Origin of the sequence: Mycobacterium sp. NAZ190054 (assembly GCF_001545925.1) — a bacterium.
Classification (GTDB): Bacteria; Actinomycetota; Actinomycetes; order Mycobacteriales; family Mycobacteriaceae; genus Mycobacterium.
The window spans coordinates 1-4,993 of the sequence record NZ_LMVQ01000274.1; the positions used below are offsets into that span (position 1 = coordinate 1).

The following is a 4,993-nucleotide window of genomic DNA, read 5'->3' on the forward strand; positions in this document are numbered from 1 at the left end:
TGGCGCCCGGACGCGGCCCAGCCGATGCGGTCGGCTTCGACGAGGACGATGCGGCGGTCGGGATGACGACGGGCTGCGTGCAGCGCACTCCACAAGCCGGTGTAGCCCCCACCGAACCCAGCGCGAGGGCCGCGACCATGCCGGGTCCGCGGTGCGCGCGCCACTGCCACACCAGCACCGCGGCGATCACGGCCAGCACCGAGAGCATGCCGACCACCAGGGCGGCGGAGGTGAACCAGTGGTCGGACTCGGCGCCCAGATGGGCCTTGATCCGGTCACCGCCGCGCGTCAGCGCCACCACACCGTCGATGGGCGGCGCCAACCACGCCCACAGCGCACCGACCACGACGCCGGCGGCCGCGAGCCCGGCGACGACGGTCAGCATGGCCCTGGCTCGGGAAATCCCGGGCGCCCGGACGTCGGCGGTCACCGGTACCGGTCCAGCTCGGTGGAGTCGACCAGCCCGTGCCGGGAGCATTTCGCCCACCAGCCGTCGGGACGGACCTGCACGATCATCCGGCGGCCGCAGGCCGCGCAGTACCGCGGCGGTTCCAGACCCAGTTGGGCCGCGGTCGGGACGTCGCTGCCGGCCTGCGCGCCGGTGTAGACGTTGTAGACGCCCGCGCCGACGGGCGTGGGCAGTTCTGTGCTGTCGGTGACCATCACGTGATCGGTTCTACCCTGCCGCCGGACTACAGCGTCGCGTTGAGTGCCTTGATCGGCATCTGCAGGTCGTCGAGCAGCTGCAGGTCGGCCTCGGCGGGCCGGCCCAGCGTGGTCAGGTAGTTACCGACGATGACGGCGTTGATGCCGCCCAGGATGCCCTGCTTGGCGCCGAGGTCGCCGAGGGTGATCTCCCGGCCCCCAGCGAACCGCAGCATGGTGCGGGGCAGCGCCAGCCGGAACGCGGCGACGGCCTTGAGAGCCTCTGTGGCGGGCAGCACTTCGAGGTCACCGAACGGGGTGCCCGGACGCGGGTTGAGGAAGTTCAGCGGGACCTCGTGCGGGTCGAGCTCGGCCAGGTTCGCGGCGAACTCCGCACGCTGCTCGAGGGTCTCTCCCATGCCGAGGATCCCGCCGCAGCAGACCTCCATGCCGGCGTCGCGGACCATCTGCAGGGTGTCCCACCGCTCCTCCCAGGAATGGGTGGTCACGACGTTGGTGAAGAACGACCTGGCGGTCTCGAGGTTGTGGTTGTAGCGGTGCACGCCCATCGCGGCGAGTTGCTCGACCTGATCCTGGGTGAGCATGCCGAGCGAGCAGGCGATCTGGATGTCGACCTCGTTGCGGATCGCCTCAATCCCGGCGGCGACCTGGGCCAGCAGCCGCTCGTCGGGGCCGCGGACGGCGGCGACGATGCAGAACTCGGTGGCCCCGGTCTTGGCCGTCTGCTTGGCGGCCTCCACCAGGCTCGGGATGTCCAGCCACGCGCTGCGCACCGGGGAGGCGAAAAGCCCTGACTGCGAACAGAAGTGGCAGTCCTCGGGGCAGCCGCCGGTCTTGAGGCTGATGATGCCCTCGACCTCGACGTCGGGACCGCACCACGCCATCCGCACCTCGTGCGCCAGCGCCAGCAGGTCGTCGAGCCGGTCGTCCGGCAGCTGCAGCACCTGCAGCGTCTGGTCCTGATCGAGACCTTCGCCGCGTTCGAGCACCTGCTCGCGTGCCACTGCCAGAATGTCGGTCACCAGATCTCTCCTCTTACCCACTTGAACGGTGTTCAGGTTAGGGTACTGGCGTGCAGCTCCACAAACGGGACGTGGTCGACGTGGCGACGGCGTTACTGGACGACTACGGCATCGCCGACCTGTCCATGCGGCGGGTGGCCCGTGAACTCAACGTCTCCCCCGGCGCGCTGTACTGGCATTTCGCGAACAAGCAGGAGCTCCTCGGCGCAGTGGCCGACCGGATCCTGCATCCCCTCGGTGAGGTCCCGGGTGACTGGCGCACCCGTATCGGCACGACGTGCACACAGTTGCGCGACGCACTGCTGTCGCACACCGATGGCGCCGAGCTGGTCTCGGCCAGCTTCGCGGCCGGCCAATCGGCGGCCATGACGGCCCTTCTGTCCCGGCTCTCGGATGCGGCGGCCGAAGCGGGCGTCGGTTCCGCCCACACCGAACTGGCGGCCCGCACGGTCCTGTACTACGTGCTCGGTTTCACCGTCGACGAGCAGTCGCGGCTGCAGTGGGACGCCGCGGGTGCCGAGGGCGTGCAGACGGTGTGGACCGAGGATCCCGGCGCCAGGTTCACGTTCGGGCTGCACCTGCTGGTCGACGGCATCGCGATGAATACCGCCGCGGCGACGGGTCTGTCCCGGCATGACGAGAACACCCCTTCCTGACACGCGCACACCTCTTCCCGATACCCGGTTCACCGCCCGCTCGGTGCAGCTGAGCCGGACCCGGATGCACTACGTGCACGGCGGCGCGGGCCCGGCTGTGGTGTTGCTGCACGGATTTCCGCAGGACTGGTACGAATGGCGCACGGTGATGCCCCGGCTTGCCCGACAACACACCGTGATCGCCGTCGACCTGCCAGGCATCGGCGGTTCCGGCATTCCCGGCGCCGGCTACGACGCCGAGACCATGGCCGACGACGTGTGCGACCTGGTCGGCCGACTCGGTCTCGGATCCGTCCACATCGTCGGACACGACGTCGGCGGCTGGGTCGCCTACGCGTTCGCCCGCAAGCACCCCGCGGTGACGGCACGGATCACCGTGTTGGAGACCCTGATCCCGGGAACGCGGCGGTTCGGCGATCCGCGGGTCGATGTGCCGCTGTGGCATGGCGAATTCCACATGGTCCCCGCCCTACCCGAAGCGCTGGTGTCCGGTCGGCAGGCCGTCTACTTCAAGCACTTCTTCGACATCGGCACGCGCACAACGGATGTCATCACCGACGACGGCATCGAGCACTACGCGAGGTCTTACGGCGACGACGCGCGGCTGCATGCCGCGTTCGAGATGTACCGGGCGGTGCCGAGAAACATCGAGTTCGCCCTGCGTCATCGTGACCCGATCTCGGCGCCGCTGTTGCTGGCCGGCGGCGAGCACGTGTTCGGACCGGGGATGGTCGACACCGCCGACGAACTCCGTACGGACTTCGGATGGGCGAACGTCTCGGCCCGGGTGCTCAGCGGTGCACAGCACTACATCGTGGAGGAGCATCCGGACGAGGTGCTCGATCTGCTCCTGTAGCACAGCGGATCCCCTGAGTTCCTCATGGACTAGCGTTTCCGGTGTGATCACCGTCGACGACGTCCGTCGCATCACCTCGACGCTGCCGAGGTCCTACGAGGTCGTGGTCAGGGACCAGATCAAGTTCCGGGTGGGACAGATTGTCTACGTCGCGTTCTCGCGCGACGAGACGGTGATGGGCGTGGCCTTCCCCAAGGAGGAACGAGCGGCGATGGTGGACGCCGAACCCGACAAGTTCATGCTGCCGCGCACCTCGGACATGCGATTCAACTGGATCCACGTCCGGCTCGACGCGATCGACCTCACGGAGCTGCGCGAGCTGGTGATCGACGGCTGGCGGATGTGCGTGCCGAAAAGCGTTGCCGCGCTGGTTGACCGATCCCGCTAGGAGGGCCGCCGGGCCTCGATGAGTGTCCGCGACGAATACGCGACGAAGGCGCCGTTGCCGCTTCGGCGAGAAGTTCCTCGAACGTCACGGGATCGGGTGTTCCCGCTTCGAGTTGCCGTCCCAGCGGCGGAGCCCGACGAAACTGCCCTTGATCTCCGTCGGCCGCCCCGCGATGCGCAGCGCCCGGCCGAGCTGGCCGCCGTGCAGGCGCCGCGCCAACGTGGTGTGACCCGTCCACTGGTTCGGCACCGAATTCGCCATCGGGCCCGGCTGCAGGTGCGGCAGCGACAGCCGGTAGACCTCGGCGTGGACGGCCAGCAGGTCGGCCGTCGGCACGATCAGCCGCGTCAGGATCAGCTGCGACCGGCCGAACAGCAACGGCGCACCGACGACACACGGCAGCGGGAATCGACCGGTCAGCCCCGCCAGCGCAGCGTCCACCCCGGCATCGATCCGCTCGGCCACGGTGAGCGTCACATGCGGACGGCTGGCCGGCGCCTGGCTCGGAATCCCCAAGCTGCGCAACTCATCCCAGATGTGACGGATCGCCGCCTCGGTGCCGGCGTCGAACAACAGCTCGACGGAGTGCACCATCAGGCGGCCAGGCCCTCAACCCAGCTATGGTCGAACGCGTCCACGCTCAGACGTTCGAAGTCCACCGGTCCGAGTGACCCGGCCCCGGCCGGTAACGCGGCCCGGACCGGACCGAGGCGGGCCAGCGCGTCGCGGTTGTCTATCTCGGCCACACCGGGTTGAGCCGGCCACGCCCCGATGACCAGGCCCGCACTCGCAATCTGCCGGTGCGCCAACGCTTCCAGTGTCAACACCGTGTGGTTCAACGTGCCCAGACCCGGCGCCACCACCGTCAGCACCGGTGCGCCCAGGTCGGCGGCGACATCGCGCAGGGTCGTGCCGTCGGCGCCGATCTCGACCAGCAGTCCGCCCGCGCCCTCGACCAGGGTGAGCCGGCCCGGGCGGCCCGCGGCGCCGACGAAGTCCAGGATCTCGGAACGCTTCGGCAGCTCGGCACCGGCCCGCTGCGCAGCGGCCAGCGGCGCGAGCGGTTCGGGGAACTTTGCCAGCGAATGCAATTCGGTGATCCCGGCCAGCCGGGCCACCTCGGCGAGGTCGTCGTCACCGTCGCGGGTGCCGGTCTGGACCGGCTTGCAGACCGCGACGTCGATCCCGGCCAGCCGCGCATGGCACGCCAGGGCCGCGGTCGCCACGGTCTTGCCGATGCCGGTGCCGGTCCCGGTGACCACGAGGACGCTCATGTCGGCGCGACGATCTCGGCGTGCGAGTCATGGTGGTCAACGGATTTCTGCTTCTCTGCCTGCTGGTGCTGGTCGTGCTGGTCGTCCGGGACCAGAGAAACGAGCGGCTCCGGGCGAGGCTGGTAGTGCTC

The 4,993-nt window shown here is 69.4% G+C and carries 7 protein-coding genes and 2 pseudogenes; 3 read left to right on the plus strand and 6 right to left on the minus strand.

What is annotated here, in order from left to right; translation table 11 throughout:
• The 4 genes and pseudogenes from ASJ79_RS32440 to bioB form a co-directional block, all read right to left on the minus strand.
• Nucleotides 1-113 (minus strand): annotated as a pseudogene (locus tag ASJ79_RS32440) (FAD-dependent oxidoreductase); the annotation flags it as partial.
• Nucleotides 89-385, minus strand: a pseudogene (locus ASJ79_RS34085) (DUF2567 domain-containing protein); the annotation flags it as partial. The pseudogenes ASJ79_RS34085 and ASJ79_RS32440, both read right to left, overlap by 25 nt.
• A gap of 41 nt (nt 386-426) precedes the next feature.
• Nucleotides 427-663 carry a hypothetical protein gene (locus ASJ79_RS18570; protein WP_067958255.1) on the minus strand — a complete coding sequence of 79 codons (237 nt, stop codon included), beginning with the start codon at nt 661-663 and terminating at the stop codon, nt 427-429.
• Between the two features lie 29 nt (nt 664-692).
• Nucleotides 693-1,688 (minus strand): biotin synthase BioB, encoded by a 996-nt coding sequence (gene bioB / locus ASJ79_RS18575; protein WP_067958239.1) that lies wholly within the window; start codon nt 1,686-1,688, stop codon nt 693-695.
• A gap of 50 nt (nt 1,689-1,738) precedes the next feature.
• On the opposite strand from bioB, the gene ASJ79_RS18580 reads away from it, so the two are divergent.
• Genes ASJ79_RS18580 through ASJ79_RS18590 form a run of 3 tightly spaced genes read left to right on the plus strand, consistent with a single transcriptional unit; the run spans nt 1,739 to nt 3,588 of the window.
• Nucleotides 1,739-2,344 carry a TetR/AcrR family transcriptional regulator gene (locus ASJ79_RS18580; protein WP_067958242.1) on the plus strand — a complete coding sequence of 202 codons (606 nt, stop codon included), beginning with the start codon at nt 1,739-1,741 and terminating at the stop codon, nt 2,342-2,344.
• Nucleotides 2,322-3,200, plus strand: a complete 879-nt coding sequence (locus tag ASJ79_RS18585) for an alpha/beta fold hydrolase (protein WP_082753923.1) — start codon at nt 2,322-2,324, stop codon at nt 3,198-3,200. Before ASJ79_RS18580 ends, ASJ79_RS18585 begins: the two co-directional genes overlap by 23 nt.
• 43 nt (nt 3,201-3,243) lie before the next feature.
• A complete protein-coding gene (locus ASJ79_RS18590; protein ID WP_067958248.1) occupies nt 3,244-3,588 on the plus strand; it encodes an MmcQ/YjbR family DNA-binding protein in 345 nt (114 codons plus the stop codon).
• 84 nt (nt 3,589-3,672) lie between these two features.
• On the opposite strand, the gene ASJ79_RS18595 is transcribed toward ASJ79_RS18590, so the two are convergent.
• Nucleotides 3,673-4,182 (minus strand): 2'-5' RNA ligase family protein, encoded by a 510-nt coding sequence (locus tag ASJ79_RS18595; protein WP_067958250.1) that lies wholly within the window; start codon nt 4,180-4,182, stop codon nt 3,673-3,675.
• Nucleotides 4,182-4,862: a dethiobiotin synthase gene (bioD, locus tag ASJ79_RS18600; protein WP_067958252.1), complete on the minus strand. Its 681-nt coding sequence runs from the start codon at nt 4,860-4,862 to the stop codon at nt 4,182-4,184. The genes ASJ79_RS18595 and bioD overlap by 1 nt, the downstream gene beginning before the upstream one ends.
• Between the last annotated feature and the right edge of the window lie 131 nt (nt 4,863-4,993).